Here is a 26655-nt window from a genome sequence, read left to right on the forward strand (position 1 = left end):
CACCCCCGCCGACCTGCGGTTCTTCCCTCCCGGCGGGCTCGGTGGGCCCGCGCTGTCAGTGGCCGCCGCTAGATTCTCGGTGTGCCCGCCCGTATCACCGATCCCGACCAGCTCAAGGAGCTGCTCGGGATCCCGTTCACCCCGGAGCAGACGGCGTGCATCACCGCGCCGCCCGCCCCGCAGGTGATCGTGGCCGGAGCGGGCTCCGGCAAGACGACGGTGATGGCGGCCCGCGTGGTCTGGCTGGTCGGCACCGGCCAGGTCGCCCCCGAGCAGGTTCTCGGCCTCACCTTCACCAACAAGGCCGCCGGCGAGCTCGCCGAACGCGTCCGCACGGCCCTGATCAAGGCCGGCGTCACCGACCCGGACCCCCTTCCGTCACCCGACCGCCACCCCTCGACGACGGCGGTTCACGCCGGCCCCTCCCCGTCGGACCCGGACGACCCTGCGGGCGAGCCGGTGATCTCCACGTACCACGCCTTCGCCGGGCGGCTGCTCACCGACCACGGGCTGCGCATCGGCCTCGAACCGACGTCCCGGCTGCTCGCCGACGCCACCCGCTACCAGCTCGCCGCGCGCGTGCTGCGCGAGGCGCCCGGCCTCTACCCGGCCCTCACCCGGTCCTTCCCCGACCTGGTGGGCGACCTCCTCGCCCTCGACGCGGAGCTCTCCGAGCACCTGGTGCGGCCCGAGGACCTGCGCGCCCACGACGTCGAGCTGCTGCGCGCCCTGGAGAACGCCAAGCTCAGCAACGCCGACCTGCGCAAGGTCCCCGAAGCCGCCGCCGCCCGCCGCGAGCTCGCCGAGCTGGTGCTCCGCTACCGGGCCGCCAAGCGCGAACGCGACCTGCTCGACTTCGGCGACCAGATCGCCCTGTCCGCCCGGCTCGCCGGCCTGCCCGAGGTGGGCCGCGTGCTGCGCGAGGAGTTCCGGGTGGTCCTCCTCGACGAGTACCAGGACACCTCGGTCGCCCAGCGCGTCCTCCTCGCGGGCCTCTTCGGCGGCGGCACCGGTCACCCGGTGACCGCCGTCGGCGACCCCTGCCAGGCCATCTACGGCTGGCGCGGCGCCTCCGTCGCCAACCTCGACGACTTCCCCGAGCACTTCCCGCACGCCGACGGCCGCCCCGCCACCCGCCAGTCGCTCAGCGAGAACCGCCGCAGCGGCGGCCGGCTGCTCGACCTGGCCAACGGCCTCGCCGAGCCGCTGCGCGCCATGCACGCGGGCGTGGAGGCCCTCCGTCCGGCCCCCGGCGCCGAGCGCGACGGCATCGTCCGCTGCGCCCTGCTGCGCACCCACGCCGAGGAGATCGACTGGCTCGCCGACTCGATCGCACACCTGGTGAACACCGGCAAGGCCCCCGGTGAGATCGCCGTCCTGTGCCGCACGGCCACGGACTTCGCACAGATCCAGGCCGCCCTGGTCGCGCGGGACGTGCCCGTCGAGGTCGTCGGCCTGTCCGGGCTGCTGCACCTGCCGGAGATCGCCGACCTGGTCGCCGTCTGCGAGGTCCTCCAGGACCCCGGCGCCAACGCCTCCCTCGTCCGGCTGCTGACCGGCCCGCGCTGGCGGATCGGCCCCCGTGACCTCGCCCTGCTCGGCCGCCGCGCGCGCCGGCTGGTGTCCCATGCGCGCGTGGACGGCGACGACGACCCCGACCGGCGGCTCGCCGAGGCCGTCGAGGGCGTCGACCCCGCCGAGGTGATCTCGCTCGCCGACGCCCTCGACACCTTCCTGGAGACCCCGATGGAGGGCGGCGGGGACGACGACGGGCTGCCCTTCTCGCCCGACGCGCGCGTCCGCTTCGCCCGCCTCGCCGCCGAGCTGCGCGACCTGCGCCGCTCCCTCGCCGACCCGCTGATGGACGTACTGCACCGGGTGCTCGCCGTCACCGGTCTCGAGGTCGAGCTGTCCGCGTCCCCGCACGCGCTGGCCGCCCGGCGCCGGGAGACCCTGTCCAACTTCCTCGACATCGCCGCGTCCTTCGCCGCCGGCGACAACGAGGCCACCCTGCTCGCCTTCCTCGGCTTCCTGCGCACCGCCGCCCAGTACGAGAAAGGCCTGGACAACGCGCTGCCGGGAGGGGAGAACACCGTCAAGGTGCTCACCGCCCACAAGTCCAAGGGCCTGGAGTGGGACGTCGTCGCCGTCCCCGGCCTGGTCACCGGCGCCTTCCCCAGCGACCGCGGCCGCGAGAAGTGGACGGCGCAGGCCAAGGCGCTGCCGCACGCGCTGCGCGGTGACGCCGGCACCCTCCCGGACGTGCCGTCCTGGGACTCCCGGGGCCTGAAAGCCTTCCACGAGGCCATGAAGGAGCACCAGCACACCGAGGAGCTGCGCCTCGGCTACGTCACCTTCACCCGCCCCCGCTCCCTGCTGCTCGGCTCCGGCCACTGGTGGGGCCCGAGCCAGAAGAAGCCGCGCGGTCCCTCCGAGTTCCTGCTCGCCCTCCACGACCACTGCGCCGCCGGGTACGGCGAGATCGAGGCGTGGGCGGACGAGCCCGAGGAGGACGAGGAGAACCCGGCGCTGCGGCAGGCCGGCGACGTCCAGGCGTGGCCGCTGCCCCTGGACGACGCGGCCCTCGCCCGGCGCCGCGCCGCCGCCGCGACCGTCCTCGCCCACCTGGACCGCATCGCCGCCGACCCGCACGGCGCGGCCGCCGTCCACGACCCGGACGCCCACGACGACCCGGACTGGCCGCCCCCGCCGGACGACGAGGAGCCGTACCCGGAGGACTTCCCCGAAGACCTGTACGCCGAAGACCCCTACGCCGAGGACCCGCACGCCGAAGACCCGTACCCGGGACAGCCGTACCCCGACGAGCCCGGCGCACCGGAGGCCGACCCCGCCGACGTCGGCCCCGACGGCTGGGACGCCTGGCCCACCCAGCGCCCCGCCGTCCCGCACCAGGCGACCGCCCCGGACGCGTCCGCACACCCCCGGCGGGACCTCCCCGCGCCCGCCGAAACGCGGCTCACCCCCGAGGAGGCCCGCACCGTCGCCTCCTGGGACCGCGACCTGGACGCCCTCACCGGTGAGCTGCTGCGCGCCCGCGACACGGTCACCGAGGTCCGGCTGCCCGCCTCCCTCACCGCGTCCCAGCTGCTGCGGCTCGCCGACGACCCCGACGGCTTCGCCCGGGAGCTGGCCCGCCCCATGCCGCGCCCGCCCCAGCCCGCCGCCCGCCGGGGCACCCGCTTCCACGCGTGGGTCGAGGCGCGCTTCGAGGAGCTCACCCTGCCCATGCTCGACCCCGACGAGCTGCCGGGCGCCGACGCCGAGATCGCCGACGAGCGCGACCTGGAGGAGCTGAAGGAGGCCTTCGAACGCACCGAGTACGCCCAACGCACGCCCTACCGCGTGGAGGCCCCCTTCCAGCTGTCCATCGCCGGCCGGGTCGTCCGCGGCCGCATCGACGCCGTGTACCGGCACGAGGGCGACACGGACGACGACGCGGCCACGTACGAGATCGTCGACTGGAAGACCGGCCGGGGCCGCACCGCCGACCCACTGCAACTGGCGGTCTACCGGCTCGCCTGGGCCGAACAGCAGGGCGTCCCGCCGGAGTCCGTCACCGCCGCGTTCCTGTACGTCCGCACCGGCGAGGTGGTCCGCCCGGAGCGGCTGCCCGGCCGTGCCGAGCTGGAGCGGCTGCTGCTCGACGATCCGCACGGTGAGATACCGCACTCCGAGGACACCCCCGCGGGCCGATAGGCTCGTAGGCATGAGCCAGCACGTTGACAATGCCGTCGACGCCGTCCGTACGTACATCGCAGACCACCGCACGGCGTTCCTCGACGACCTCTCCGCGTGGCTCCGCATCCCGTCCGTCTCGGCCCAGCCCGATCACGCCCCCGACGTGCGCCGCAGCGCCGACTGGCTCGTCGCCGCCCTGAAGGACACCGGCTTCCCGGCCGCCGAGATCTGGGACACCCCCGGCGCCCCGGCGGTCTACGCCGAGTGGCCCAGCGACGACCCCGGGGCGCCGACCGTCCTGGTGTACGGCCACCACGACGTGCAGCCCGCCGCCCGCGAGGACGGCTGGAACAGCGACCCCTTCGAGCCCGTCGTCCGCGGCGACCGCCTCTACGCGCGCGGCGCCGCCGACGACAAGGGCCAGGTCTTCTTCCACACCCTGGGGGTGCGCGCCCACCTCGCCGCCACCGGCCGCACCAGCCCCGCCGTCCACCTCAAACTGCTGATCGAGGGCGAGGAGGAGTCCGGCTCCCCGCACTTCCGGGCGCTCGTCGAGCGGCACGCGGACCGGCTCGCCGCCGACGCCGTGATCGTCTCCGACACCGGCATGTGGTCCGAGGACACCCCGACCGTGTGCACCGGCATGCGCGGCCTCGCCGAGTGCGAGATCCGCCTGTACGGCCCCGACCAGGACATCCACTCCGGCTCCTTCGGCGGCGCGGTGCCCAACCCCGCCACCGCGGCCGCCCGGCTGGTCGCCGCCCTGCACGACGAGCAGGGCCGGGTGGCGATCCCCGGCTTCTACGACGGCGTCGTCGAGCTCACCGACCAGGAACGCGAGCTCTTCGCCCGGCTGCCCTTCGACGAGGAGCGGTGGCTGCGCACCGCCAAGTCGCACGGCACCGGCGGCGAGGCCGGCTACAGCACCCTGGAGCGCATCTGGGCCCGTCCCACCGCCGAGGTCAACGGCATCGGCGGCGGCTACCAGGGCCCCGGCAGCAAGACGATCATCCCGTCCTCCGCGATGGTGAAGCTGTCCTTCCGGCTGGTCGCGGGCCAGGACCCCGCGCACATCCGGGACGCGGTCGCCGCCTGGGTGCCCGGCCGGCTGCCCGAGGGCGTCCGGCACGAGATCACCTTCAGCCCGGCCACCCGCCCCTGTCTCACCCCGCTCGACCACCCCGCCCTGCGGTCGGTGGTCCGCGCGATGGGCCGCGCCTTCGACAAACCCGTGCTGTTCACGCGGGAGGGCGGATCCGGCCCGGCCGCCGACCTCCAGGACGTCCTCGGCGCACCGGTGCTCTTCCTCGGCATCTCCGTCCCGTCCGACGGCTGGCACGCCCCCGACGAGAAGGTCGAGCTGGATCTGCTGCTCAAGGGCGCCGAGACCAGCGCCCACCTCTGGGGCGACCTCGCCGAGCACTGGCGGCACGCCCCCTGACCACCCACACCGTCCGAAGCGGGCGCCCGCGCGCGGGACACTGGAAGAGCCGCGCCGCCGCCGCGCCCGCAGGACCCGGTCCCTCCCGCCCTCGTCCGCCAGACCGCCCGTGACCCGATCCGTTCCTCCGGGGGAGTTGGAAGCACCCGTGACCACCAGGACCGACCACACCGCCGACCGACCCATCTCGCTCACCGCCCCGAGCGGCATCGACCGCGCCGCCCACCACCGGCTGGACGAGGCATGGCTCGCGGCGGCGTGGAGCCACCCCTCGACCCGCTGCTTCGTGGTCTCCGGCGGTCAGGTCCTCATCGACGAGACGCCCGACGGGCGCACCGAACTCGTCATGACCCCGTCCTTCGAGGCCCCGCTCACCGAGGCCCACCGCTACTTCCTCGGCATCGACGAGGACGGCGTCAGCTACTTCGCACTGCAGAAGGACTCCCTGCCCGGCCGCATGGACGACTCCGCCCGCCCGGCGGGCCTGCGCGAGGCCGGGCTGCTGCTGTCCCCGCGCGAGGCGGGCCTGATGGTGCACGCCGTCGCCCTGGAGAACTGGCAGCGGCTGCACCGCTTCTGCTCCCGCTGCGGCGAGCGCACCGTCATCGCCGCCGCCGGGCACATCCGCCGCTGCCCCGCCTGCGGCGCCGAGCACTACCCGCGCACCGACCCCGCGGTGATCATGGCGGTGATCGACGACAAGGACCGCATCCTGCTCGGCCGCCAGGTCCACTGGCCCGAGGGCCGCTTCTCCACGCTCGCCGGGTTCGTCGAGCCCGGGGAGGCCATCGAGCAGTCGGTGCGCCGCGAGGTGCACGAGGAGGTCGGCATCGCCGTCGGCGAGGTGGAGTACGTCGCCAGCCAGCCCTGGCCGTTCCCCTCCAGCCTCATGCTCGGCTTCGTCGCCCACGCCACCTCCTCCGAGATCACCGTGGACGGCGACGAGATCCACGAGGCCCGCTGGTTCTCCCGCGACGAACTGCGCGCCGCCTTCGAGTCCGGCGAGGTGCTCCCGCCCTACGGCATCTCGATCGCGGCCCGGCTGATCGAGCGCTGGTACGGCGAGGACCTGCCCAGCCGCAGCGCCTTCTGAGCCGTCGGCCCCGCACACGACGAAGCGGGCGGCCGGTCCCGTGAGGGACGGCCGCCCGCTTCGTGCGTCCGCGGAACGCTCAGACGCCGATCTTCTGCTTCACCTGCGCGAGCGAGGGGTTGGTCAGCGTCGAACCGTCGGGGAACAGCACGGTGGGCACCGTCTGGTTGCCGCCGTTCGCCTTCTCCACGAAGGCGGCCGACTCCGGGTCCTGCTCGATGTTGATCTCGGTGTACGCGATGCCCTCACGGTCCATCTGGCTCTTCAGCCGGCGGCAGTAGCCGCACCACGTGGTGCTGTACATCGTCACAGTGCCCTGCATGCCTCTCGCGCTCCTTCGGCGGCTCGGGGAAGTTGTCGGTCTCCGGGGGAACGTACTTGAAAGCGCAGGCATTCCCGCCGCCACCCCGGCCCCGGTGGCCGGTGCCGTGACGCTTGTCGCATTCGTACGACCATGAGCCCTTCCCTGTGGACAACCGGCTCACCCGTCCCGGGCGACCTGGCAGCATGGCGGTGTGACAGCAGCAACGCACTCCACCCTCTTCCCGCGGGTACCGGACTCGGCCGACGCGGTGCTCGAAGGTCTCGACCCCGAGCAGCGCGCCGTGGCCACCGCCCTGCACGGACCGGTGTGCGTGCTGGCGGGCGCCGGCACCGGCAAGACCAGGGCCATCACCCACCGCATCGCCTACGGGGTGCGCGCCGGGATCCTCCAGCCCTCGAGCGTCCTCGCCGTCACGTTCACCAACCGCGCGGCGGGGGAGATGCGCGGCCGGCTGCGCCAGCTCGGCGCGGTGGGCGTCCAGGCGCGGACGTTCCACTCCGCGGCCCTGCGCCAGCTCCAGTACTTCTGGCCCAAGGCGGTGGGCGGAACCCTGCCACGGCTCGTCGACCGCAAGATCCAGCTGGTCGCCGACGCGGCCGCCGCCTGCCGGATCCGCCTCGACCGGGGCGAGCTGCGGGACGTCACCGCCGAGATCGAGTGGTCCAAGGTCACCCAGACCGTCCCCGCCGACTACACGGCCGCGGCCGCCAAGGCCGGCCGGGAAGCCCCCCGCGACCCCGCCGAGATCGCCCAGCTCTACGCCGCCTACGAGGACCTCAAGCGCGAGCGCTCCGTCATCGACTTCGAGGACGTCCTGCTGCTCACGGTCGCCGTCCTCCAGGACCGGCACGACATCGCCGAGCAGGTCAGGGCGCAGTACCAGCACTTCGTCGTCGACGAGTACCAGGACGTCAGCCCCCTCCAGCAGCGCCTGCTGGAGCTGTGGCTCGGCGACCGGGAGAACCTGTGCGTGGTCGGCGACGCCAGCCAGACCATCTACTCCTTCACCGGCGCGACCCCGGACCATCTGCTCGACTTCCGCATCCGCCACCCGGGCGCCACCGTCGTCAAGCTCGTCCGCGACTACCGCTCGACCCCCCAGGTGGTGCGCCTGGCCAACGGCCTGCTCGCCCAGGCGAAGGGCCGCGCCGCCGACCACCGGCTGGAGCTGGTCTCCCAGCGCGCCGCGGGACCCGAGCCCGTCTTCACCGAGTACACCGACGAGCCCGCCGAGGCCGAGGGCGCCGCCCGCCGCATCCGCGAGCTGATCGACTCGGGCGTCCCGGCGAGCGAGATCGCCGTCCTGTTCCGCACCAACTCCCAGTCCGAGACCTACGAGCAGGCCCTCGCCGACGCGGGCGTGCCCTACCAGCTGCGCGGAGCCGAGCGGTTCTTCGACCGTCCCGAGGTGCGCAACGCGATCAACGCCCTGCGCGCCGCCGCCCGCTTCGGCGGCAACGACGCGCTCCTCGACGACGCCCCCGACCTGCCCTCCCAGGTGCGGGCCGTGCTGTCCGGCAAGGGCTGGACGCCCCAGCCGCCCGCCGGGTCGGGCGCGGTCCGGGAGAGCTGGGAGTCCCTGGCCGCCCTGGTGCACCTCGCTCAGGACTTCACCGCCGCCAGGTCCGGCGCCACGCTCGCCGACCTCGTCGTCGAACTCGACGAGCGGGCCGGGGCCCAGCACGCCCCCACGGTCCAGGGCGTCACACTCGCCTCGCTGCACGCGGCGAAGGGCCTGGAGTGGGACGTCGTCTTCCTGGTCGGAGTCGCCGAAGGCATGATGCCGATCACCTACGCCAAGACCGACGAGCAGATCGAGGAGGAGCGCCGACTCCTCTATGTCGGCGTCACCCGCGCCCGCGAGCACCTCCACCTGTCCTGGGCGCTCGCCCGCTCCCCGGGCGGCCGCCCGAACCGGCGCCCCAGCCGCTTCCTCACCGGACTGCGCCCCGGCTCGCAGGCCGGCGCGGGACGCGCGGGTGCGGCCGGCGCGGGAGGAGTGGAGCGCGGCTCCTGGACGGCGGCGGCCACCGCGGTTCCCGAGCAGGCGCCGCGCCGCCGGCAGCGCACTCCCGCCCGCTGCCGTGTCTGCGGCCGCACGCTGACCGACGGCGGCGAGATGAAACTGATGCGCTGCGAGGACTGCCCCTCCGACATGGACGAGGGACTGTACGAGCGGCTGCGCGAGTGGCGCGGCGAGCAGGCGCGGCGCAGCGGCCAGCCGGCCTTCTGCGTCTTCACCGACAAGACGCTGATCGCCATCGCCGAGGCGGTCCCCGACGACGAGCACGAACTGGCCCGCATTCCCGGGGTGGGCATGCGCAAGCTGCGCCGTTACGGCGCCGATGTGCTGGCCCTCTGCGCAGGCCAGGACCCGGCCGAGGGACAAGATCAGGACTGACGTGAACTCGTCGGAAAAATAGTTTGCGCATGCCCCGGGAATCCCCATAGGTTCTTAGCCACGGGGACAGCGGCCTTCTCGGAGGCCCTGATTCCGTGTTGTACTTGCATATCCGCGGACCGGTTCGCCCGGTCCCCTAGACGCCGAGAGGAGGCGAGTCCAGTGATCAGCATCAACACCAGCACCAGCGTCAAACTGACCGATCGCTCGGCCGTCTCCCTGTGCATGCTCGGCGCCTCGAACCAGGGCACCGGTGTGTCCGGCATTCGTGCCGTCCGTCCGGCGTCCTCCCTCGCTCCCGCGGGCCTTGCCGTCCGTGAGCGCGATGAGCGACCGACCAAGGCACTGGAAGCAGCAGTAGTGGCACAGGCGCAGGCCTATGCCTTTGCGGCGGCCGGTGCCGGATTCCGGAAGCAGACGACGCAGCACCACCTGATGTGGGCCTTCCGTGGGCCAGAACCCTGGAGCGATCCAGCCTGATGTGATCAGGCCGGCGCCTTCAGGGCCGCGGAACCCCATCCGGGATCCGCGGCCCTTCTGTTTGCCCGAACGGGGAGACAGGACAAGGCGCCTCGGGACAGGAAAAGAACCCGGTACCAGCCGCACACCCGGCCGACCGGCCGGAAACGACCAGACGAGGAAGACCAGCCGTGCAACTCGAAGCGCACGCCCCGTCCGTACCGCCTTCCGACATCCCCAAGCCCGGCTCCACGGAGGACCCGACCTTGACTCCGCTCACCGCGCTCACCGCGCTCGACGACGCCATCGAGAACCTGGGCGTACCCGTCCCGTGCCGCTCCTACGACCCGGAGGTCTTCTTCGCCGAGTCGCCCGCGGACGTCGAGTACGCCAAGTCCCTCTGCCGTACCTGCCCGCTGGTCGAGGCCTGCCTCGCCGGCGCCAAGGAGCGGCGTGAGCCCTGGGGCGTCTGGGGTGGCGAGCTGTTCGTCCAGGGTGTGGTCGTCGCCCGGAAGCGGCCGCGTGGCCGCCCGCGCAAGAACCCGGTCTCGGCATGAACACCCCCGGAACGATCGACCGCCCCCTCACGCACGACCCCCAGAAGCAGGCCCCGATGACGCCGTCCACCCACGAGCCCGCAGGCTCCGCGACCGAAGACTTCCTCACCAGCGGTGCGAACGACTCGCGCCAGAACAGGACCCGAGAGATGCAACTCATTCCAGAAGCCCTGGCTCGTGCGCATATGCACGACCGACTGCAGGAGGCGCGGCGGGAGAGGCAGGCCAACGGCCTGCTGACCGCGCGCCGGATGCAGCGCCGGGCCGAGCGCGCCTCGCGGCGCGCCCGCCGGGCGCTCGCCATGGCGGTCATGCAGTAGGGCACGCCGCCTGAAGCGACGGCCTCCCCAGCCGGAGGCCCCGATCTCCCCGCGGGGGCCGGTCCGTGTGAACGGACCGGCCCCCGCGGTGCGTTGACAGCTCGGCACCCTCCGCGCGGAGTTATCGTCGCCGCGTGACCAGTCCTCATGAAGGCGGCGACGAGGGCTCCGCCACGGAGCCCGAGCCGCCGGTCTGCGCCCGCTGCGGTGTCCGCGCCGACGGTCCGCCGCCGACCTGGACCCTCTCCGTGGAGAACGGCGTCCGCCTGCACTACTGCGAGCGCTGCTCCCGCGAGAACCTGCGGGCGATCGAGGGCCGCCTCGACTCGCAGTGGTGGTGAACCTCGCAGCCGCGCTGGACCCCACGCCGCCCGGCCGCCCGCGTGCGGTCAGGCCTGCGCCGCTTCCTCCTCCTCGCCCGGCTCCCCGGGGACGAACTCCGGCAGCCAGTCCTCCAGTTCCTCCCGCAGCCGCACCGTCGCCCCGAGCTGGCACAACACACCGATCGTGCTCAGCGTGACCCGGTGGATCAGCAGATAGGCCGGCGGAAGATTGAGCTGCTTGGCCAACTGGTAGGCGGGGGACCGGACGTCCGCTATCCGGGCCGCCTGACTGCGCATCCAGCCACGGGTGAAGGTGAACGCCTCGACCCGCGCCGGCTCGATGATCGGCAGCAGATAGTCGAGGACCGCGTCGGGGTCCAGCTCGACGGACTCCTTGACGAAGCCTTCCGCGCGCAGCATCTCGTAGACGGCCTCCGCCTCGCCGTCCAGCGTCATCCGCAGCGCCTCGCCGATGGGGGAGGGCAGCCCGCCCGGGAGCCGGTCGACCGTGCCGAAGTCCAGGACGCCCAGGCGCCAGTCGTCCTCGCCGCCGGGGCCTCCGGGCAGCAGACGGAAGTTGCCCGGGTGCGGGTCGGCGTGCAGCAGACCGGTGCGGGCGGGACCGGAGAACAGGAAACGGGCCAGGAGCTGTCCGGCCCGGTCGCGCTGCTCCTCGGTGCCGTCCGCGATGACCTCCGACAGCGGCGTGCCGTCGATCCACTCGGTGACCAGCACCTGATCGCACTGGTGCACCACGTCCGGCACGACCACGTCCGGGTCGCCGGCGAACTCCTCCGCGTGCGCCCGCTGCGCCTGCGCCTCCAGGCCGTAGTCCAGCTCCTCGGAGACCCGGTCCTTGAGCTCCGTGATGAGCGGCTTGACGTCCATGCCGGGGATCAGCGGGCCCAGCAGCCGCGCGAAACGGCTGAGCTGGTTGAGGTCGGACAGCAGGGCCTCACCGGCGCCGGGGTACTGCACCTTGACCGCGACCTCACGGCCGTCGTGCCACACCGCCCGGTGCACCTGGCCGATGGAGGCCGCCGCGGCCGGCTTGTCGTCGAACGTCCGGAACAGCTCCTGCCAGTTCTTGCCCAGCCGCTCCTCCAGCACCGCGTGCACCGTGCGGGTCGGCATCGGCGGGGCGGCCTCCTGGAGCTTGGTCAGGGCGGCACGGTAGGGGCCGGCGACCTCCTCGGGCAGGGCCGACTCGAAGACCGACAGGGCCTGGCCGAACTTCATGGCGCCGCCCTTGAGCTCGCCCAGCACCTTGAACAGCTGGTCGGCGGTGCGCTGCTGGAGCTCCCGGCCGACCAGCTCCGCGGACTCGCCCACGATCCGCTTGCCGAGTCCCCAGGTGGCCCGCCCGGCGAAGCCGAGCGGGAGCGCGGCCAGCTTGGCGGTGCGGGTGACCGCCTTGCGGGGAAGATCAGACATGCGCCCTCCAGGTCCCTGCCGGCCGCTCCGCGTCCGCCTGACGGCGCGACTCCTTCGACGGCCCGTGCCCGGCCATTGTCTCGTGCGACCCCCCGTCGGCGGAGGTGTGTTCTCCCTTACCTTTCTCCGGGCCTCCCTCACCCGCGTCCGGGCCGGCGTCCGCGGCCCCGCACGGACAGCGGCGATGCGGCACGACGGGCCGCGGCTGCCAGTGCAGCTGCGGCAGGGAGACCTCCCAGCGGGCGCCCGCGGCGGACGGGACCCGTCCGTCGAGGAAGGCCAGCGCATGGGCGGCGGCGAGCCCCGCGACGGTCGCGGCCAGTGCGAGGTCGCAGGCGCCCACCCTGCGCTGCCGGCCCGAGCGCCACTGGGCCACGAGCCGCGGCCACGCCGGGTCCCGGTCGATCCGGTCCTCCTGGAGGCAGCCGGCGCACGCCGTCTCGCCGGGAAGGACCAGTGGACCGACCACACCGGTGCCCTCCACCACGCCGGCATGGAGGTGGGGGGTGCCTGATGCCAGGAGGGGTTCGGCGGACACCGGGTCCGGCGCGTGCACGGCGACGTCGTCCCGCGGGGCGAGCACCACCAGGGAGTGGCCGGTGACGTCCTCGGACAGGGGTGAGCGGGCCGTGCCGCGCGGAGGGCGGTCCGGCGCGCACCGGCGTACGACGCGGCGGGCCGCCTCCTCCCTGCGCTCGCCGACCGCCTCGGCGGGCAGCCCGCCCGGCGCCACGTCCCACGGCTCCACCCGGCCCACGTCCCGCACCTCGACCTCGCCGACGCCCGCCGCCGACAGCAGCGCCGCCACCACAGCCCCCACCCGGCCCACGCCCCTGACCTGCACCCGCATGCTCCGCCGCGCCGCCAGCACCCGCAGCGGGTCGCCCGGCCCGTCGGTGGTCAGACCGAGCGAGGCCCAGTCCGGGCGGAGCCGGTCCAGCACCTCGGGTCTCCCGCGCAGGGCGTCGGCGGCCGGCCCGCCGCCCCGGGAGTCGTCCAGCAGCCCCGCCCGTGACAGCCGTCGCACCAGCCGGTCGACGTGACCGTCGGGCAGCTCCATGCGCCGGCCCTCCTCGCGCAGCAGCTCCATTCCCCGCGTGCCGTCGAGCAGCTCCAGCAGGCTGCCCGTGGCCGTGTCCACCGGACCCAGGGTCAACGCCTGGGCCGGCGTCATCCCGAACTGCACGGTGTTGCGGTCCCGCCAGCCGCGCCTGAGGGCGGGCTTGAGCATCGGATGCATGACTGACCCCCGTCTGTCCTGATATGCGCCTACTGATACGCGCCCGACGCGTCCCTGTGATCGGGCGTGACATCTCTCACCGGCCCGGTCCGCCGAGGGCCCCGGCCGGCGCTGCCAGCATGCCCGGGTCCGCGACGGGCGGCCGAGAATTGTCCACAGGTGCCCGAATTCATCGCACAAATCCGGCGCCCGGTGACGGGATCGTCGGAGAAGCGTCCCGGAGCCGGGACTTCCCCCGGCCCAGCGGGTACGGTCGGGGCGTGCCCGCCGACCCACTGCACCGCGCCGGAACGTCTCAGCGCAGCGCGAAGAGCCAGCCGACGGACGGCTCACGGGCGAGCGCGATCGAGGTCCGCAGGAGTGCCCGCCGACGCCGGACGGTCTCCGCGTACCGCGAGGGCGATCGCACCGTCGTGCTCATCCCCGCCCGGATGTCCGAGGCTGAGGAGCAGCGCTGGGTGCGCGTCATGCTGGACAAGCTCGCCGCGCAGGAGAGCAGGCGGACCCTTGGGGACACCGAGTTGGCCGAGCGCGCGCGGCGGCTGTCGGAGCAGTACTTCGACGGGCGGGCCCGCCCCCACTCGGTGCGCTGGGTGACCAACCAGAACACCCGCTGGGGGTCGTGCACCCCGTCCGACGGGAGCATCCGGCTGTCCCACCGGCTCCAGGGCATGCCGGAGTACGTCGTCGACTACGTGCTCTGCCACGAACTGGCCCACCTTCTGGTGCCCGGTCACGGGCCCCGGTTCTGGCGGCTCCTCGAGGCGTACCCGCGGACCGAACGGGCCCGCGGCTACCTCGAAGGCGTGGTCGCGGCCGACCGTCTGCCGCACGTCCCCGGCGCCCGGGACGAGTGACGCCACGCCGCGCCGGCGCCCTGGACCGCCGCGTGAGGTGAACGCGGAGCGAGGGCTCCTGCGCGTTGTGTACCGGGTCTGTACCGACTTACTCCGGTGTCGGGGATTGCCGTTAGCCTGGCGCGACGCACTCGCATACGGGATGGGGGACGGTCGTACGTATGGCCAGGGAATTCCAACGCGGCCACAAGGCCAGGGTCAGTGACCTCACCGCGGGCACGGACCTGTACGTAGGGGTACAGATCTCCGGTCCGGGGCTCAGCTTCGACATCAGCTGCTTCGGACTCGACGCCGACGAACGGCTCTCCGACGACCGGTACTTCATCTTCTACAACCAGCCGAAGTCCCCCGAGGAGTCGATTCAGCTGCTGGGCGCCCAGGCGGGCGACACGGAGTCCTTCCGCGTGACGCTGGACCGGATCCCGCAGCAGATCAAGAAGCTCTCCTTCACGGCGACCATCGACGGCGCCGGGCAGATGTCGCAGATCGGTCCCGGGTACCTCCGCATCGTCGCCGGCGGCGAGGAAGTGGCGCGGTACCCGTTCAGCGGCTCGGAGTTCACCACCGAGCGGGCCGTGATGCTCGGCGACTTCTACTTCAAGGACGTGTGGCGGTTCGCCGCCGTCGGGCAGGGCTTCGACGGCGGGCTGGAGGCGCTGCTGCGCAACTTCGGCGGCGAGGTGGCCGAGGACGAGCCCGCGGCGCCCGAGCCGCAGCAGCCCTCGCAGCCGCAGGCCCAGCAGGCCGCGCCCGGTTTCGCCCCGCCCGCGTTCGGCGTCCCCCAGGGCGGCGCTCCCGCACCGGCCCCCGCTCCCGCGCCGCAGCCCGCCCAGGGGTTCGCGCCCCCGCCGGCCCCCGCGCCCGCCACGCCGCCGGTGCACTCCGCGCCGACCATCGTGGCGCCCATGCAGACGCCGCCCGGCGGCTCGCCGGTGCCGCCCCCGGCACCGGCGCCCGCCCCCTACGGCGGCCAGACGCCCCCGCCGCCCCCGGGCTACGGACAGCCGCCCGCCCCTCCGCAGGCTCCTGCCCCGCCGGGTTACGGCCAGCCCCCGGCCGCGCCCCAGGCTCCCGCGCCTCCGCCCGGTTACGGCCTGCCGCCCGCCGCCCCGCAGGCGCCCGCGCCCCCGCCCGGCTACGGACAGCAGCCCCCGCCCGGACAGATGCCGCCGGGTCAGATGCCCCACCAGCAGGCCCCCTACGGCGTGCCCCACGGGATGCCGCAGGGCGCCCCGCAGGCGGCCGGCGTCCTCGGCGCGCTCCAGCAGTTCAAGGAGACGCCCACCGGACAGCGCTGGACCCAGCAGAACAAGAAGCTGGTCCGCGCCGACCTGAGCATCGGCGGCACGCCCGTGCTGGCCCGCCAGGGCAGCATGGTGCTCTACCAGGGCAAGGTCGACTTCAGCTACAAGGGCGCGGGCTTCACCGGCCGTATCGTCGGCAACGCCACCGGCCAGGAGATGCAGCTGATGCGCTGCACCGGCCAGGGGCAGGTGTTCTTCGCCGAGAACTCCACGATGCTGCACCCGATCGAGCTCCAGGGCGACGCCGTGTGCGTCTCCGCGGAGAACGTCCTCGCCTTCGACGAGGGCCTCCAGTACGAGGTCCGCCGCATCGAGGGGCACGGCATCCCCGGCGGCGCGCTGTTCACGATGCAGTTCCAGGGCACCGGCACGGTCGTCGTGAAGACGCACGGCACCCCCGTGGTGCTGCCGGTCACGCCCACCACGTTCGCCGACGCCAACGCCGTCGTCGCGTGGTCGGCCGCCGCCCAGGTGGTCGTCTCCAGCCAGGTGCGGATGCGCCGCAACTCCTACCCCGGCGCCACGGGGGAGAGCGTGAACCTGCAGTTCCGGGGAGCGCCCGGCAACTTCATCGTCGTCCAGCCGTACGAGATCTGAGGGAGCCCGTCATGAACCAGCCACTCGCGGGCTACGCCCCCGCCCCCGTCACCGCCCGCATGGAGAACCACGGCAACCACATGCTGAAGGTCGCCATGCAGACCGGGCACGACCTCCTTGCGCGCGTCGGCTCGATGGTCGCCTACGAGGGCTTCGTCCAGTACGAGCCCAACCCGCCCGCCGTCCGCCAGATCGCCAAGGACTGGCTCACCGGTGAGGGCGCGCCCCTGATGAAGTGTTCCGGCGACGGCCTGCTCTACCTGGCCGACTACGGCGCCAACGTCGTCGTGATCAACCTCAACGGCGAGGGCATCTCGGTCAACGCCACCAACCTGCTCGCCTTCGACGCGCACCTCACCTGGGGCGTGGAGCGGGTCAAGGGCCTGGCGAAGTTCGCCGGGCAGGGCCTGTGGAACACCAAGATCTCCGGGCAGGGCTGGGTCGCGCTGACCTCGCGCGGCAAGCCCATCGTCGTCGACTGCGGAGGCGGCGAGGACGAGACGTACGTCGACCCGGACGCGCTGGTCGCCTGGTCCCCGAACCTCAAGGTGAAGGGCAAGCGCAGCTTCCGCGCCCAGTCGCTGATCGGCCGCGGCAGCGGCGAGGCCTACCAGATGGCCTTCTCCGGTCAGGGCATCGTCGTCGTCCAGCCCAGTGAGGACAGCACCGACCGTCTCCGGGTCCGGGGCTGAGGGGGAGCGAGCACACCATGCAGAGTCCGCTTTTCGCGCACAACGAGCAGCAGACCCAGGAGCGCTGGAGCCTGCAGAACCAGCAGATGCTCCGGGTCGCCCTTGCGGGCCACGACGACGTCCTCGCCCGCAAGGGCGCCATGGTCGCCTACCAGGGGCTCGTCGAGTTCGACGCCGAGTACCAGAGCAACAGCGCGGCACGCGCACGGGCGCACACCGGTGAGGGCCTGGACCTGATGCGCTGCCACGGGCAGGGCACCGTCTACCTCGCCAACCTCGCCCAGCGCATCCACATCATGGACGTGGAGCAGGACGGTCTGACGGTCGACAGCAGCTACGTCCTCGCGATGGACTCCTCGCTGCACCACGAGGTCATCGCCGTCGACAGCCTCTACGGCATCTCCGGCTCGGGGAAGTACCAGCTCAACATCACCGGTCAGGGCAAGGTCGCGCTGATGACCTCGGGCATGCCGCTGCTGCTCCAGGTGACGCCGGACAAGTACGTCAACTGCGACGCCGACGCGATCGTCGCCTGGTCCACCTCGCTGCGGGTGCAGATGCAGGCCCAGACGCACTCCTCCGGGGTGTGGCGGCGCCGCGGCAACACCGGCGAGGGCTGGGAGCTCAGCTTCATGGGCAACGGCTTCGCGTTGGTCCAGCCGAGTGAACTGCTGCCGCCGCAGAACGCCCAGATCGGCTCCGGCCTCGCCGCGCAGTACGGCATGGGCCAGCAGGGCGCCCGCGGCCAGAACCAGGGCAACGTCTGGAGCTGACCGTTCCGGACATGAAGAGGGGCCGCGCCTTCCGGAAGGCGCGGCCCCTCTTCATGTCTAGGCTTCGAGCCTCGCGCGCGTGGCGTCGAGCAGCTGTACGACCGAGTCGTCCGCCACCTCCGGCACCTCGGCGTACGGGAACCAGCGCACGTCCAGGGACTCGTCGCTGACCGTGTGCACGGCGTCCGGCGTGGCCAGGGCCGCGTACTGCACGTCGAAGTGGCAGTGGCAGGGCGGCGGGATGGGGTGCCGGTCCAGCCGCACGGGACCGCCCGGGAGCAGCGTCAGACCCGCGACGCCGGACTCCTCGGTCGCCTCCCGCAGCGCGGCCGCGGCCAGCGTGGCGTCGCCCGGCTCGCAGTGGCCGCCCATCTGGAGCCACATCCGCAGCTTCCGGTGCAGGGTCAGCAGCACCCGGCCCCGCTCGGGGTCCACCACCAGCGCGCTCGCCGTGAGATGACCGGCCCCGCACGCCTTCCACAGACCGTCCGGATGCGCGGCCAGATGCCCCAGATACGCGTCCCTCAGCTCGGGCTGGTCCTCGTACGCCTTGAGGACCAGCACCGCGTCGTCGTGCAGGCTCACTCGCCGCCGTCGCCCTTGCTCTCGTCGCCCTTGCCGTCCTCGTCGGCGGCGTCCGCGTCCTTGGTGTCCTTGGCGTCCCCGCCGTCCTTCTTGCGCAGGTCGGGCTTGTCGGCGGCCTCGCCGAGCATCTTGTCCAGCTCGGAGAAGTCGATCTGCTCCCGGTGCACGAAGCCGTCCGGGTCGTCCAGGTCGGTGGCCGTCGGCAGCATGTCCGGGTGCGCCCACAGCGCGTCCCGGCCGTCCACCCCGCGCGCGTCGGTGAGCGAGGCCCACAGGCGCGAGGCGTCGCGCAGCCGGCGCGGACGCAGCTCCAGACCGATCAGCGTGGCGAACGTCTGCTCGGCCGGACCGCCCGAGGCGCGGCGGCGGCGCAGCGTCTCCCGCAGGGCGTCCGCCGACGACAGCCGCGGCTTGGCCGCCGCGTGCACGACCGCGTCCACCCAGCCCTCGACGAGCGCCAGCGCCGTCTCCAGACGGGCCAGGGCCGCCTTCTGCTCGGGCGTGTCCTCCGGCTGGAACATGCCCTGCTGAAGCGCCTCCTGCAGCTGCTCCGGGTTCTGCGGGTCGAACTGGCCGACCACGTCCTCCAGCTTGCCGGTGTCGACCTTGATGCCGCGGGCGTAGCCGTCGACCGCGCCGAACAGATGCGACCGCAGCCAGGGGACGTGCGCGAAGAGGCGCTGGTGGGCGGCCTCGCGCAGGGCCAGGTACAGCCGCACCTCCTCCTGCGGGACGCCCAGGTCCTTGCCGAAGTTCTCGACGTTCAGCGGCAGCAGCGCGGCCTTGCCGGCCGGGCCCAGCGGCAGGCCGATGTCGGACGAGCCGACGACCTCGCCGGCGAGCACGCCGACGGCCTGGCCGATCTGCGTCCCGAACATGGCGCCGCCCATGGAGCGCATCATGCCGATCAGCGGGCCGGCCATGGCCTGCATCTCCTCCGGCAGGACGTCGCCCATCGCGTTCCCGACGCGCTCGGCGACCGGGTCGACCAGCTCCCGCCACGCGGGCAGCGTCGCCTCGACCCACTCCGCGCGGCTCCAGGCCAGCGCGGAGTTCGCACCGGACGGCAGGGAGGTGGCGTCGTCCAGCCACAGGTCGGCCAGCCGGACGGCGTCCTCCACGGCCCTGCGCTCGGCGGGGCCGACACTGGCGTCCTTGGAGCCCTGCGCGGTTCCCTGGGCGACCGTCTGGCGCGCGATCTGCTTGGCCATGTCCCAGTTCACCGGCCCGCCCTCGTAGGAGAGCATCTGGCCGAGCTGCTGGAACGCGGCGCCCAGATCGCCCGGGTTCATCGACCCGAACATCGCGGCGAACGGATTGTCCGCGCCGGAGCCGCCAAAGCCGCCCGCCCCGGGCGTGCCGAAGCCGAACGGGTTGGCCGGGCCCTGACCACCGCCGCCCTGCGGGTCCTTCTTCTTGCCTTCGTCGCCGTCGTCCGGCTCCTCCGGCGGAAGGCCGAATCCGAATGGGGTGTCACTCACGGGTTTCCTCGGCTTGTAGGGCCACCGGTTCTTTCCGGCGGCACGGCTGCCCGACAACACCACCCAGCGTAGACACCTGAGACGGTTCGGGCCTCGGTGCTTCGCCGACAGGAGGCCTGCGGCAGGATGGATGCCACCTGGTACGTACGCGTCGCTTGCGCTCGTACTGAAGACAACCGCTGGAGACGCCCGGTGAGTTCCCCAGATCCGCAGGTTCGCGCAGCGCGAAACAAGTCAACCAGTCCTCCGCCCCGCGGGCCCGTCGTGGCGGTCACCGGTGCCGCCTCCGGCGTCGGCGCCCTGCTGACCGAGCGGCTCGCCGCCTCGGAGGAGGTCAAGCAGGTCGTCGCCATCGACGAGCGGCGCGGCGAGTGCGCCGAGGCCGAGTGGCACATCCTGGACGTCCGCGACCCCGCGATCGCGGACCGGCTGCGCGGGGCCGACGTGGTCGTCCACCTGGCCCTCGACCTGGACCTCGAGACCGACGCGGCCGCCCGGACGGCCTACAACGTGCGCGGCACGCAGACCGTGCTGACCGCGGCCGCGGCGGCCGGCGTGCACCGGGTGGTGCTGTGCACCTCGACCATGGTGTACGGGGCGCTGCCCGACAACGAGCTGCCGCTGTCCGAGGACGCGGAGCTGCGCGCCACCGCCGAGGCCACGGGCGTCGGCGACCTCCTGGAGATCGAGCGGCTGGCCCGCCGGGCGCCCCGCGCGCACCCAGGGCTCAACGTCACCGTGGTGCGCCCCGCCGTGCTGGTCGGCGGCACCGACACCGCGCTGACCAGGTACTTCGAGTCGCCGCGGCTGCTGGTGGTGGCGGGTTCCCGGCCCGCCTGGCAGTTCTGCCACGTCGACGACCTGTGCAGCGCCCTGGAGTACGCCGTGCTGGAGAAGGTCGACGGCGAGCTGGCCGTGGGCTGCGACGGCTGGCTGGAGCAGGAGGAGGTCGAGGAGCTCAGCGGCATCCGGCGGATGGAGCTGCCGTCCGCGGTGGCGCTCGGCGCGGCGGCCCGGCTGCACCGGATCGGGCTCACCCCGTCCCCGGCCGGGGACCTGGCGTACACGATGTACCCCTGGGTGGTCAGCGGCAGCAGGCTGCACGACGCCGGGTGGCGTCCCGCGTACACCAACGAGGAGGTGCTCGCACAGCTGCTCGACGAGGTGTCCGGCCGGCACACGGTCGCGGGCCGCCGGCTGGGCCGCAAGGACGCGACGGCCGCGGGCGCGGCGGGCGCGACGGTCGCGCTGCTCGGCGCGGCGGCGGTGGTGCGCCGGGCCCGGAAGGCGCGCCGCCGTATCTGACACGCGGACCGCCCCGTCGGAGGAGCCTCGAGCACCCCTCGGAGGAGCCTCCGTGCCGGCCTCCTTGGAGGTCCCTCCGAAGCACCATGCGCGCGCACCGGACGATGCGGCTGTTCCGCACCGTCGGCGGGGTGGGGCACGATGGGGGCATGGCACCCACGACGGACCACCCCGGTGAGCAGCCCGCGCAGGACCCGATCAAGCTGATCGCGATCCGCGACACCGCGCTGTCGGTGGACGAGATCCTGGGCGCGGTCGGCGACGACGCGGCCGGCGGGACGGCGCTCTTCGTGGGGACCGTGCGCAACCACGACGGCGGCGCCGACGTGGACGAGCTGGGCTACTCCTGCCATCCGAGCGCCGAGGACGAGATGCGGCGGATCGCGGAGAAGGTCACCGCGGACTTCCCCGTGCGGGCGCTGGCCGCGGCACACCGGGTGGGGGACCTGCGGGTCGGGGACCTCGCCGTCGTCGTCGCCGTGTCGTGCGCGCACCGGGGCGAGGCGTTCGAGGCCTGCCGCCGGCTCATCGACGACATCAAGCACGACGTGCCCATCTGGAAGCACCAGCGCTTCGCCGACGGCACCGAGGAATGGGTCGGCGTCTGACGCGCCCGTCCCGTGCGGTTGCGGAACCGTACCCCCGAGGTGAGCGTTGTCACTGCGGATGGTTAATCTGCTGATCAGTCAGTGGTGCGGACGCTCATGGGGTTGGGAGGTCGGCATGGCGGCGCTTGCCTGGTTGCTGATTCCGTTGGTGGCCGCGATCGGAGCGGGTCTCTGGGGCAGTTGGGCCAACCGGACCCGCAAGGTGCGCGGCGACGGTCCCGAACTCATCGGCTATGCCCGTTTCCGTGAGGCGATGGAGCGGGAGCGGGCGGGCAGCTGAGCCCGGAAACCGCAGGCCAGGACGGGCAGCGGGGTGGGGGCCGCTCGACCGGGCGGCCCTGACGGTGCGCTGACAGGTCCGTCCCGTACTGTCGAGGCATGCCACGCCGTACGGCGACGATGCTCGCCTCCACCCTGATGCTGATCGCGCTCCTGTGCGCGGGAGTCTTCATCCCCGTGCCCTACGCGGAGATGTCGCCGGGGCCGACGGTGAACACCCTGGGCGAGCACGACGGCGAGCCGGTGCTCCAGATCGCCGGACGCAAGACCTACCCGACGGACGGTCACCTCAACATGACCACCGTGCGGGTCACCAGCGCCGACTACCGGATGAACCTGGTCGAGGCCGTGTACGGCTGGCTCGCGCACGACACCAAGGTCGTCCCGCACGACACCCTCTACCCGGACGGCAAGACGGAGGAGGAGTCCACCCAGGAGAACGCCGAGGAGTTCAGCCAGTCCCAGGAGAGCGCCAAGGTGGCGGCCCTGAAGGAGCTGGACGTCCCGGTGAAGTCCTGGGTGATCGTCTCCACGGTCGTCAAGGACGCGCCCGCCGAGGGCAAGCTGCACGCGGGCGACGTGATCAAGGCCGTCGACGGCAAGGCGGTGAAGGAGCCCTCCGACGTCGCCGACCTGGTGACCGAGCACCGGCCGGGCGAGGACGTCGTCTTCACCATCGTGCCCGCCAAGGAGCAGGCCGCCGCCGAGAAGGAGAAACGGACGCCGGTGAGGACCGAGAAGGTCACCATCACCACCCGGGCCTCCGACGACGCCGGCGAGAAGCGCGCCGTCGTCGGCATCTCGGCGGGGACCGACCACACCTTCCCGTTCGCCATCGACATCAAGCTCGCCGACGTGGGCGGTCCGAGCGCCGGACTCATGTTCGCGCTCGGGATCTACGACAAGCTCACCCCGGGCAGTCTGACCGGCGGCTCGTTCGTCGCGGGCACCGGCACCATCGACGACGAGGGCGAGGTCGGGCCGATCGGCGGCATCGAGATGAAGACGGTCGGCGCGCGCGACAAGGGCGCCGAATACTTCCTCACGCCCGCCGACAACTGCGCCGCCGCCGCCAAGGACACCCCCGACGGCCTCACCCTGGTGAAGGTCGGCACGATCGACGACGCCCTGGACGCCCTGAAGGACATCCGCGCGGGCGACACCGCCGACCTGCCGACGTGCACCGCGTCCTGACCTGAGCGGAAGGTCCTAGTCCTCGAACGTCGCCGTCAGCGCCTGGGCCAGACCCGGCACCAGGTCCGAGCCGGTGAGCACCTCGGTCGGGGAGTCCTTCTCCCGCAGCCGGAGCGCCGACTCACGGGCGCCGTCGCGCAGCACCGCGACGGTCATTCGGACCTCTTGACGCTCCGGGTGCTCGGCCACCCACTTGGTGAGGGCGGCCTCGTCCAGGTCCTTCGGGACCTCCGCCTCCGCGGACGGCGGCAGCATCAGCCGCTCCACGGTGAGCGCGCAGCCGGTGACCGCGTCGGGCCAGGCGATGGTGCCGAGGAACTCGTCGAGGGGTTTGCCGGCGGGAATCTCGTCCTGCTCGATCGGCGTGAGGGCGGCGGCCTCGTCCCCGCCGTCGAGGCCGAGGCGGTCCGCGAGGGAGGGCTGTTCCGCCCGGAGCCGGGCAGTGTCTACGAGGGCGAACAGTCGGGCGGGCTGGTCCCAGCCCAGTCCGGACACGTACTCGTCGATCTCGAGCACGGCCCGGGTGAGGGGGTTCGCGGCCATGGGTGTGTTGGACATGGTCACAATCCTCTCTCGTTCCTGGCCGGAATCGGGAACCGAGTAAAGGGTCAGTAAGTTGCATAGGGTGTGGGCCCGCTGTCACGGGGGACCACGACGGTCCGTGAAGACGCGGGCTCGACGAATCAACAGCGAACTTCGAGGTGCCTACCTTGGCTTTCCAGATGCCGGACCGCGGCGGAGGCCCGACGGGGCCACGGATCAGAGTGGGCCGGCCGTCCCGGCGGGTCCGGACCCTGCTCATGACACTGGGCGTCCTTGCCGTCCTCGGCATGGTGTTCACCATGTTCGCGGGGTTCTGGACCGACTGGCTGTGGTACCGGTCCGTCAACTACTCGTCGGTGTTCACGACGACCCTGTGGACCAAGATCGGGCTGTTCTTCGTCTTCGGTCTGCTGATGGCCGTCTCGGTCGGCTTCAACATCTGGCTGGCGCACCGCCTGCGGCCCCCGCTGAGCGCCATGTCGATGGAGCAGCAGAACCTCGACCGGTACCGGATGGGGATCGCGCCCTACAAGAAGTGGCTGCTGCTCGGCATCACCGCGCTGGTGGGCCTGATCGCGGGCGCCTCGGCCTCCGGCCAGTGGCGCACATGGCTGATGTGGGTCAACGGCGTGTCCTTCGGCCAGAAGGACCCGCAGTTCAACCTCGACGTCTCCTTCTACGCCTTCGACCTGCCCTGGTACCGGTTCCTGCTGGGCTTCGGCTTCGCCGCCGCCATCCTGGGGCTGATCGCCGCCGCGCTCACCCACTACCTGTACGGCGGGCTGCGCATCACCAGCCCGGGCGCGCGCGCCACGGCCGCCGCCACCGGGCACCTCTCGGTGCTGCTCGGCATCTTCGTCGCGCTCAAGGCGGTTGCGTACTGGCTCGACCGGTACGGACTGGCCGTGAAGTCCAGCGACTTCAAGGCCACCGACAGCTGGACCGGTCTGCGCTACGTCGACGCGAACGCCTACCTGCCCGCGAAGACGATCCTGTTCTGCATCGCCGTGATCTGCGCGCTGCTGTTCTTCGCCACCCTGTGGCGGCGCACGTGGCAGCTGCCGGTCATCGGCTTCGGCCTGATGGTGCTGTCGGCGATCCTCATCGGCGGCCTGTACCCGGCGATCGTGCAGAAGTTCCAGGTCCAGCCCAACGAGCAGGCCAAGGAAGCGCCGTACGTCGAGAAGAACCTCAAGGCCACACGTGAGGCCTACGGCATCGACGACTCCCAGGTCACCGATTACCCGGGCGTAGCCGAGACCAAGGACCAGGCGAAGCTGCGGGACGACGTCGCGGGCGCGGCCAGCATCCGCATCATGGACCCGAACATCGTCTCGCCGACGTTCCAGCAGCTCCAGCAGATCAGGAACTACTACGCGTTCCCGACCAACCTGGACGTCGACCGGTACGCCAAGGACGGCAAGGAGCAGGACACCGTCATCGGCCTGCGCGAGCTGAACTACGCGGGCATCCCGAAGCGGAACTGGATCAACGACCACTTCCGCTACACCCACGGCTACGGCGTGGTCGCCGCCGAGGGCACCACCGCCGACTCCGGCGGACGCCCGGCGTTCACCGAGTCCGACCTGCCCTCCAAGGGCGACCTCGGCACGTACGAGCAGCGCGTCTACTACGGCGAGCGGACGACCACGTACTCGATCGTCGGCGGTCCCCAGAAGGAGATCGACTACTCCGACGACAGCGGCGAGAAGACGTACAGCTACCAGGGCGACAGCGGCGTCAACCTCGACAACCCGGTGAACCGCGCCGCGTACGCCGTCGCGTTCGGCGAGCCGCAGATCCTCTACTCCGGTGCCATCGGCGAGGGTTCGCGGATCCTGTACAACCGCACGCCCAAGGAGCGCGTCGAGGCGATCGCGCCCTGGCTGACCATCGACGGCGACGCCTACCCGGCGGTCGTGGGCGGCCGGATCCAGTGGATCGTCGACGCCTACACGACCACCAACGGCTACCCGTACGCGTCCCGGACGACGCTCGGCGACACCACGGCCGACTCGCTGACCGCCACCAACGACCAGCGCGCGGTGGTGGCCCAGCAGAACCAGGTCAACTACATCCGCAACTCGGTGAAGGCGACCGTCGACGCGTACAGCGGCGAGGTCAAGCTCTACCAGTGGGACACCCAGGACCCCGTCCTGAAGACGTGGATGAAGGCGTTCCCGGACACCGTGGAGCCGCGGAGCGAGATCTCCCCGGACCTGATGGCCCATCTGCGGTACCCGCAGGACCTGTTCAAGGTCCAGCGCGAACTGCTCACCCGCTACCACGTGAAGGACGCCAACACGTTCCTCTCCGGCAGCGAGGTCTGGCAGGTGCCGGACGACCCGACGAACAAGACGGGCGACGCGGTCCCGCCGTACTACCTGAGCATGAAGATGCCGGACCAGACCGAGCGGGTCTTCTCGCTCACCACGACGTTCACGCCGAACGGCCGTGACAACCTGAGCGCGTTCATGGCGGTCAACGCCGATCCGGGCACGCAGGACTACGGCAAGATCAGAATTCTGAAACTGCCGACCAGCACCACGGTCTCCGGACCCAAGCAGGTGCAGAGCCAGTTCAACTCCCAGCAGGACATCGCCGAGACGATCAGGCTGCTGAGAGGCGGCGACTCCGAGGTCGAGTACGGCAATCTGCTGACCGTCCCGCTGGACGGCGGACTGCTCTACGTGGAGCCGGTCTACGTACGCGGTGGTGGACTGAAGTACCCGCTGCTGCGCAAGGTCCTGGTGACCTACGGCGGCCAGACGGCGTTCGAGGACACGTTGGAGCAGGCGCTCGACAAGGTCTTCGGCGGCGAGGGCACCCCGGTCGAACCGCCGGCCGACGAAGGCGGCGACGAGGACGGGGGCACCACGCCCCCGCCGAGCACGGAGCAGCCGCCGACGGTCCAGGAGGCGCTGAACGACGCGCAGAAGGCCTTCGAGGCCGGCCAGGAAGCCCTGAAGAACAACGACTGGGAGGCCTACGGCCGGGCGCAGAAGGACCTCGAGGAGGCGCTGCGCAAGGCCGAGGAGGCGCAGTCCGGCGGGGCCGGCGGCGCACGCAGCAGCCCGAGCGCGGCCCCGAGCTCGAGTCCAGGCTCGAACAGCTGATCTGAAGGCCTGGTCACAGCCCCACCCCG

At 72.5% G+C, this 26655-nt stretch carries 23 protein-coding genes; 17 read left to right on the plus strand and 6 right to left on the minus strand.

The window, feature by feature from the left end; all coding sequences use genetic code 11:
- Positions 1-81 precede the first annotated feature (81 nt).
- The 3 genes from ACP7TJ_RS21960 to nudC all read left to right on the plus strand — a co-directional run bounded on the left by ACP7TJ_RS21960 (position 82) and on the right by nudC (position 6233).
- Entirely contained in the window at positions 82-3717 is a 3636-nt protein-coding gene (locus tag ACP7TJ_RS21960) for a UvrD-helicase domain-containing protein (RefSeq protein ID WP_427764800.1), read from the plus strand.
- A gap of 10 nt (positions 3718-3727) precedes the next feature.
- A complete protein-coding gene (locus ACP7TJ_RS21965) occupies positions 3728-5140 on the plus strand; it encodes a dipeptidase (RefSeq protein WP_167744576.1) in 1413 nt (470 codons plus the stop codon).
- 148 nt (positions 5141-5288) lie between these two features.
- Entirely contained in the window at positions 5289-6233 is a 945-nt protein-coding gene (nudC, locus tag ACP7TJ_RS21970) for an NAD(+) diphosphatase (protein WP_167744577.1), read from the plus strand.
- Positions 6234-6312: 79 nt separating this feature from the next.
- Here the strand turns inward: nudC and ACP7TJ_RS21975 are convergent, their stop codons facing one another.
- Complete coding sequence (locus tag ACP7TJ_RS21975; protein ID WP_033272097.1) at positions 6313-6555, minus strand: mycoredoxin; 243 nt, start codon at positions 6553-6555, stop codon at positions 6313-6315.
- A gap of 193 nt (positions 6556-6748) precedes the next feature.
- Between ACP7TJ_RS21975 and ACP7TJ_RS21980 the strand changes: the two genes are divergently transcribed.
- The 5 genes from ACP7TJ_RS21980 to ACP7TJ_RS22000 all read left to right on the plus strand — a co-directional run bounded on the left by ACP7TJ_RS21980 (position 6749) and on the right by ACP7TJ_RS22000 (position 10636).
- Positions 6749-8959, plus strand: coding sequence for an ATP-dependent DNA helicase UvrD2 (locus ACP7TJ_RS21980; protein WP_425823980.1), 2211 nt, complete (start codon positions 6749-6751; stop codon positions 8957-8959).
- Between the two features lie 162 nt (positions 8960-9121).
- On the plus strand, positions 9122-9439 hold the full coding sequence (locus ACP7TJ_RS21985) for a hypothetical protein (protein ID WP_167744579.1): 318 nt from the start codon (positions 9122-9124) through the stop codon (positions 9437-9439).
- 170 nt (positions 9440-9609) lie between these two features.
- Entirely contained in the window at positions 9610-9975 is a 366-nt protein-coding gene (locus ACP7TJ_RS21990; protein WP_093766940.1) for a WhiB family transcriptional regulator, read from the plus strand.
- The gene (locus tag ACP7TJ_RS21995) at positions 9972-10295 is read left to right on the plus strand and encodes a hypothetical protein (RefSeq protein WP_093766941.1); all 324 of its coding nucleotides are present in this window, start codon (positions 9972-9974) and stop codon (positions 10293-10295) included. The genes ACP7TJ_RS21990 and ACP7TJ_RS21995 overlap by 4 nt, the downstream gene beginning before the upstream one ends.
- 134 nt (positions 10296-10429) lie before the next feature.
- Positions 10430-10636, plus strand: a complete 207-nt coding sequence (locus tag ACP7TJ_RS22000) for a hypothetical protein (RefSeq protein ID WP_093766942.1) — start codon at positions 10430-10432, stop codon at positions 10634-10636.
- A 48-nt stretch (positions 10637-10684) separates the two neighbouring features.
- On the opposite strand, the gene ACP7TJ_RS22005 is transcribed toward ACP7TJ_RS22000, so the two are convergent.
- Positions 10685-12052, minus strand: a complete 1368-nt coding sequence (locus tag ACP7TJ_RS22005) for an ABC1 kinase family protein (RefSeq protein ID WP_367547449.1) — start codon at positions 12050-12052, stop codon at positions 10685-10687.
- Entirely contained in the window at positions 12045-13292 is a 1248-nt protein-coding gene (locus tag ACP7TJ_RS22010) for a TOMM precursor leader peptide-binding protein (RefSeq protein ID WP_427764809.1), read from the minus strand. Before ACP7TJ_RS22010 ends, ACP7TJ_RS22005 begins: the two co-directional genes overlap by 8 nt.
- A gap of 260 nt (positions 13293-13552) precedes the next feature.
- Here ACP7TJ_RS22010 and ACP7TJ_RS22015 point away from each other — a divergent pair, with 260 nt between their 5' ends.
- The 4 genes from ACP7TJ_RS22015 (at position 13553) to ACP7TJ_RS22030 (ending at position 17515) form a co-directional block, all read left to right on the plus strand.
- Positions 13553-14149, plus strand: a complete 597-nt coding sequence (locus ACP7TJ_RS22015) for a M48 metallopeptidase family protein (protein WP_093766945.1) — start codon at positions 13553-13555, stop codon at positions 14147-14149.
- A gap of 161 nt (positions 14150-14310) precedes the next feature.
- Positions 14311-16050 carry a TerD family protein gene (locus ACP7TJ_RS22020; protein ID WP_390922025.1) on the plus strand — a complete coding sequence of 580 codons (1740 nt, stop codon included), beginning with the start codon at positions 14311-14313 and terminating at the stop codon, positions 16048-16050.
- 11 nt (positions 16051-16061) lie between these two features.
- Complete coding sequence (locus tag ACP7TJ_RS22025; RefSeq protein WP_093766947.1) at positions 16062-16742, plus strand: AIM24 family protein; 681 nt, start codon at positions 16062-16064, stop codon at positions 16740-16742.
- Between the two features lie 17 nt (positions 16743-16759).
- Positions 16760-17515, plus strand: coding sequence for an AIM24 family protein (locus ACP7TJ_RS22030; RefSeq protein WP_093766948.1), 756 nt, complete (start codon positions 16760-16762; stop codon positions 17513-17515).
- A gap of 57 nt (positions 17516-17572) precedes the next feature.
- Here the strand turns inward: ACP7TJ_RS22030 and ACP7TJ_RS22035 are convergent, their stop codons facing one another.
- Positions 17573-18100: an NUDIX hydrolase gene (locus ACP7TJ_RS22035; RefSeq protein WP_093766949.1), complete on the minus strand. Its 528-nt coding sequence runs from the start codon at positions 18098-18100 to the stop codon at positions 17573-17575.
- Positions 18097-19581, minus strand: a complete 1485-nt coding sequence (locus ACP7TJ_RS22040) for a zinc-dependent metalloprotease (protein WP_266548838.1) — start codon at positions 19579-19581, stop codon at positions 18097-18099. The genes ACP7TJ_RS22035 and ACP7TJ_RS22040 overlap by 4 nt, the downstream gene beginning before the upstream one ends.
- Before the next feature lie 192 nt (positions 19582-19773).
- Here ACP7TJ_RS22040 and ACP7TJ_RS22045 point away from each other — a divergent pair, with 192 nt between their 5' ends.
- From ACP7TJ_RS22045 to ACP7TJ_RS22060, 4 genes are all read left to right on the plus strand, one after another.
- A complete protein-coding gene (locus tag ACP7TJ_RS22045; protein WP_167744587.1) occupies positions 19774-20886 on the plus strand; it encodes an SDR family oxidoreductase in 1113 nt (370 codons plus the stop codon).
- 149 nt (positions 20887-21035) lie between these two features.
- Positions 21036-21494 carry a molybdenum cofactor biosynthesis protein MoaE gene (locus tag ACP7TJ_RS22050; protein ID WP_387791038.1) on the plus strand — a complete coding sequence of 153 codons (459 nt, stop codon included), beginning with the start codon at positions 21036-21038 and terminating at the stop codon, positions 21492-21494.
- A gap of 115 nt (positions 21495-21609) precedes the next feature.
- Complete coding sequence (locus ACP7TJ_RS22055; protein ID WP_006134719.1) at positions 21610-21774, plus strand: hypothetical protein; 165 nt, start codon at positions 21610-21612, stop codon at positions 21772-21774.
- A 98-nt stretch (positions 21775-21872) separates the two neighbouring features.
- The gene (locus ACP7TJ_RS22060; RefSeq protein WP_093766953.1) at positions 21873-22967 is read left to right on the plus strand and encodes a YlbL family protein; all 1095 of its coding nucleotides are present in this window, start codon (positions 21873-21875) and stop codon (positions 22965-22967) included.
- A gap of 15 nt (positions 22968-22982) precedes the next feature.
- Here ACP7TJ_RS22060 and ACP7TJ_RS22065 read toward each other — a convergent pair whose 3' ends face one another.
- Positions 22983-23525 carry a PPA1309 family protein gene (locus ACP7TJ_RS22065; RefSeq protein WP_093767046.1) on the minus strand — a complete coding sequence of 181 codons (543 nt, stop codon included), beginning with the start codon at positions 23523-23525 and terminating at the stop codon, positions 22983-22985.
- Positions 23526-23668: 143 nt separating this feature from the next.
- Here ACP7TJ_RS22065 and ACP7TJ_RS22070 point away from each other — a divergent pair, with 143 nt between their 5' ends.
- Positions 23669-26626, plus strand: coding sequence for a UPF0182 family protein (locus tag ACP7TJ_RS22070; RefSeq protein WP_093766954.1), 2958 nt, complete (start codon positions 23669-23671; stop codon positions 26624-26626).
- Positions 26627-26655 lie beyond the last annotated feature (29 nt).

Source organism: Streptomyces sp. DSM 41931 (assembly GCF_050271085.1).
In the GTDB taxonomy this organism is placed as follows: Bacteria; Actinomycetota; Actinomycetes; order Streptomycetales; family Streptomycetaceae; genus Streptomyces; species Streptomyces albogriseolus.

Excerpts from the sequence above, each read along its gene's own strand:
- ACP7TJ_RS21965 (WP_167744576.1), top strand. The coding sequence starts at position 3,728 with ATGAGCCAGCACGTTGACAATGCCGTCGACGCCGTCCGTACGTACATC.
- ACP7TJ_RS21975 (WP_033272097.1), bottom strand. The coding sequence starts at position 6,555 with ATGCAGGGCACTGTGACGATGTACAGCACCACGTGGTGCGGCTACTGC.
- ACP7TJ_RS21995 (WP_093766941.1), top strand. The coding sequence starts at position 9,972 with ATGAACACCCCCGGAACGATCGACCGCCCCCTCACGCACGACCCCCAG.
- ACP7TJ_RS22005 (WP_367547449.1), bottom strand. The coding sequence starts at position 12,052 with ATGTCTGATCTTCCCCGCAAGGCGGTCACCCGCACCGCCAAGCTGGCC.
- ACP7TJ_RS22010 (WP_427764809.1), bottom strand. The coding sequence starts at position 13,292 with ATGCATCCGATGCTCAAGCCCGCCCTCAGGCGCGGCTGGCGGGACCGC.
- ACP7TJ_RS22020 (WP_390922025.1), top strand. The coding sequence starts at position 14,311 with ATGGCCAGGGAATTCCAACGCGGCCACAAGGCCAGGGTCAGTGACCTC.
- ACP7TJ_RS22025 (WP_093766947.1), top strand. The coding sequence starts at position 16,062 with ATGAACCAGCCACTCGCGGGCTACGCCCCCGCCCCCGTCACCGCCCGC.
- ACP7TJ_RS22030 (WP_093766948.1), top strand. The coding sequence starts at position 16,760 with ATGCAGAGTCCGCTTTTCGCGCACAACGAGCAGCAGACCCAGGAGCGC.
- ACP7TJ_RS22050 (WP_387791038.1), top strand. The coding sequence starts at position 21,036 with ATGGCACCCACGACGGACCACCCCGGTGAGCAGCCCGCGCAGGACCCG.
- ACP7TJ_RS22055 (WP_006134719.1), top strand. The coding sequence starts at position 21,610 with ATGGCGGCGCTTGCCTGGTTGCTGATTCCGTTGGTGGCCGCGATCGGA.
- ACP7TJ_RS22060 (WP_093766953.1), top strand. The coding sequence starts at position 21,873 with ATGCCACGCCGTACGGCGACGATGCTCGCCTCCACCCTGATGCTGATC.
- ACP7TJ_RS22065 (WP_093767046.1), bottom strand. The coding sequence starts at position 23,525 with ATGTCCAACACACCCATGGCCGCGAACCCCCTCACCCGGGCCGTGCTC.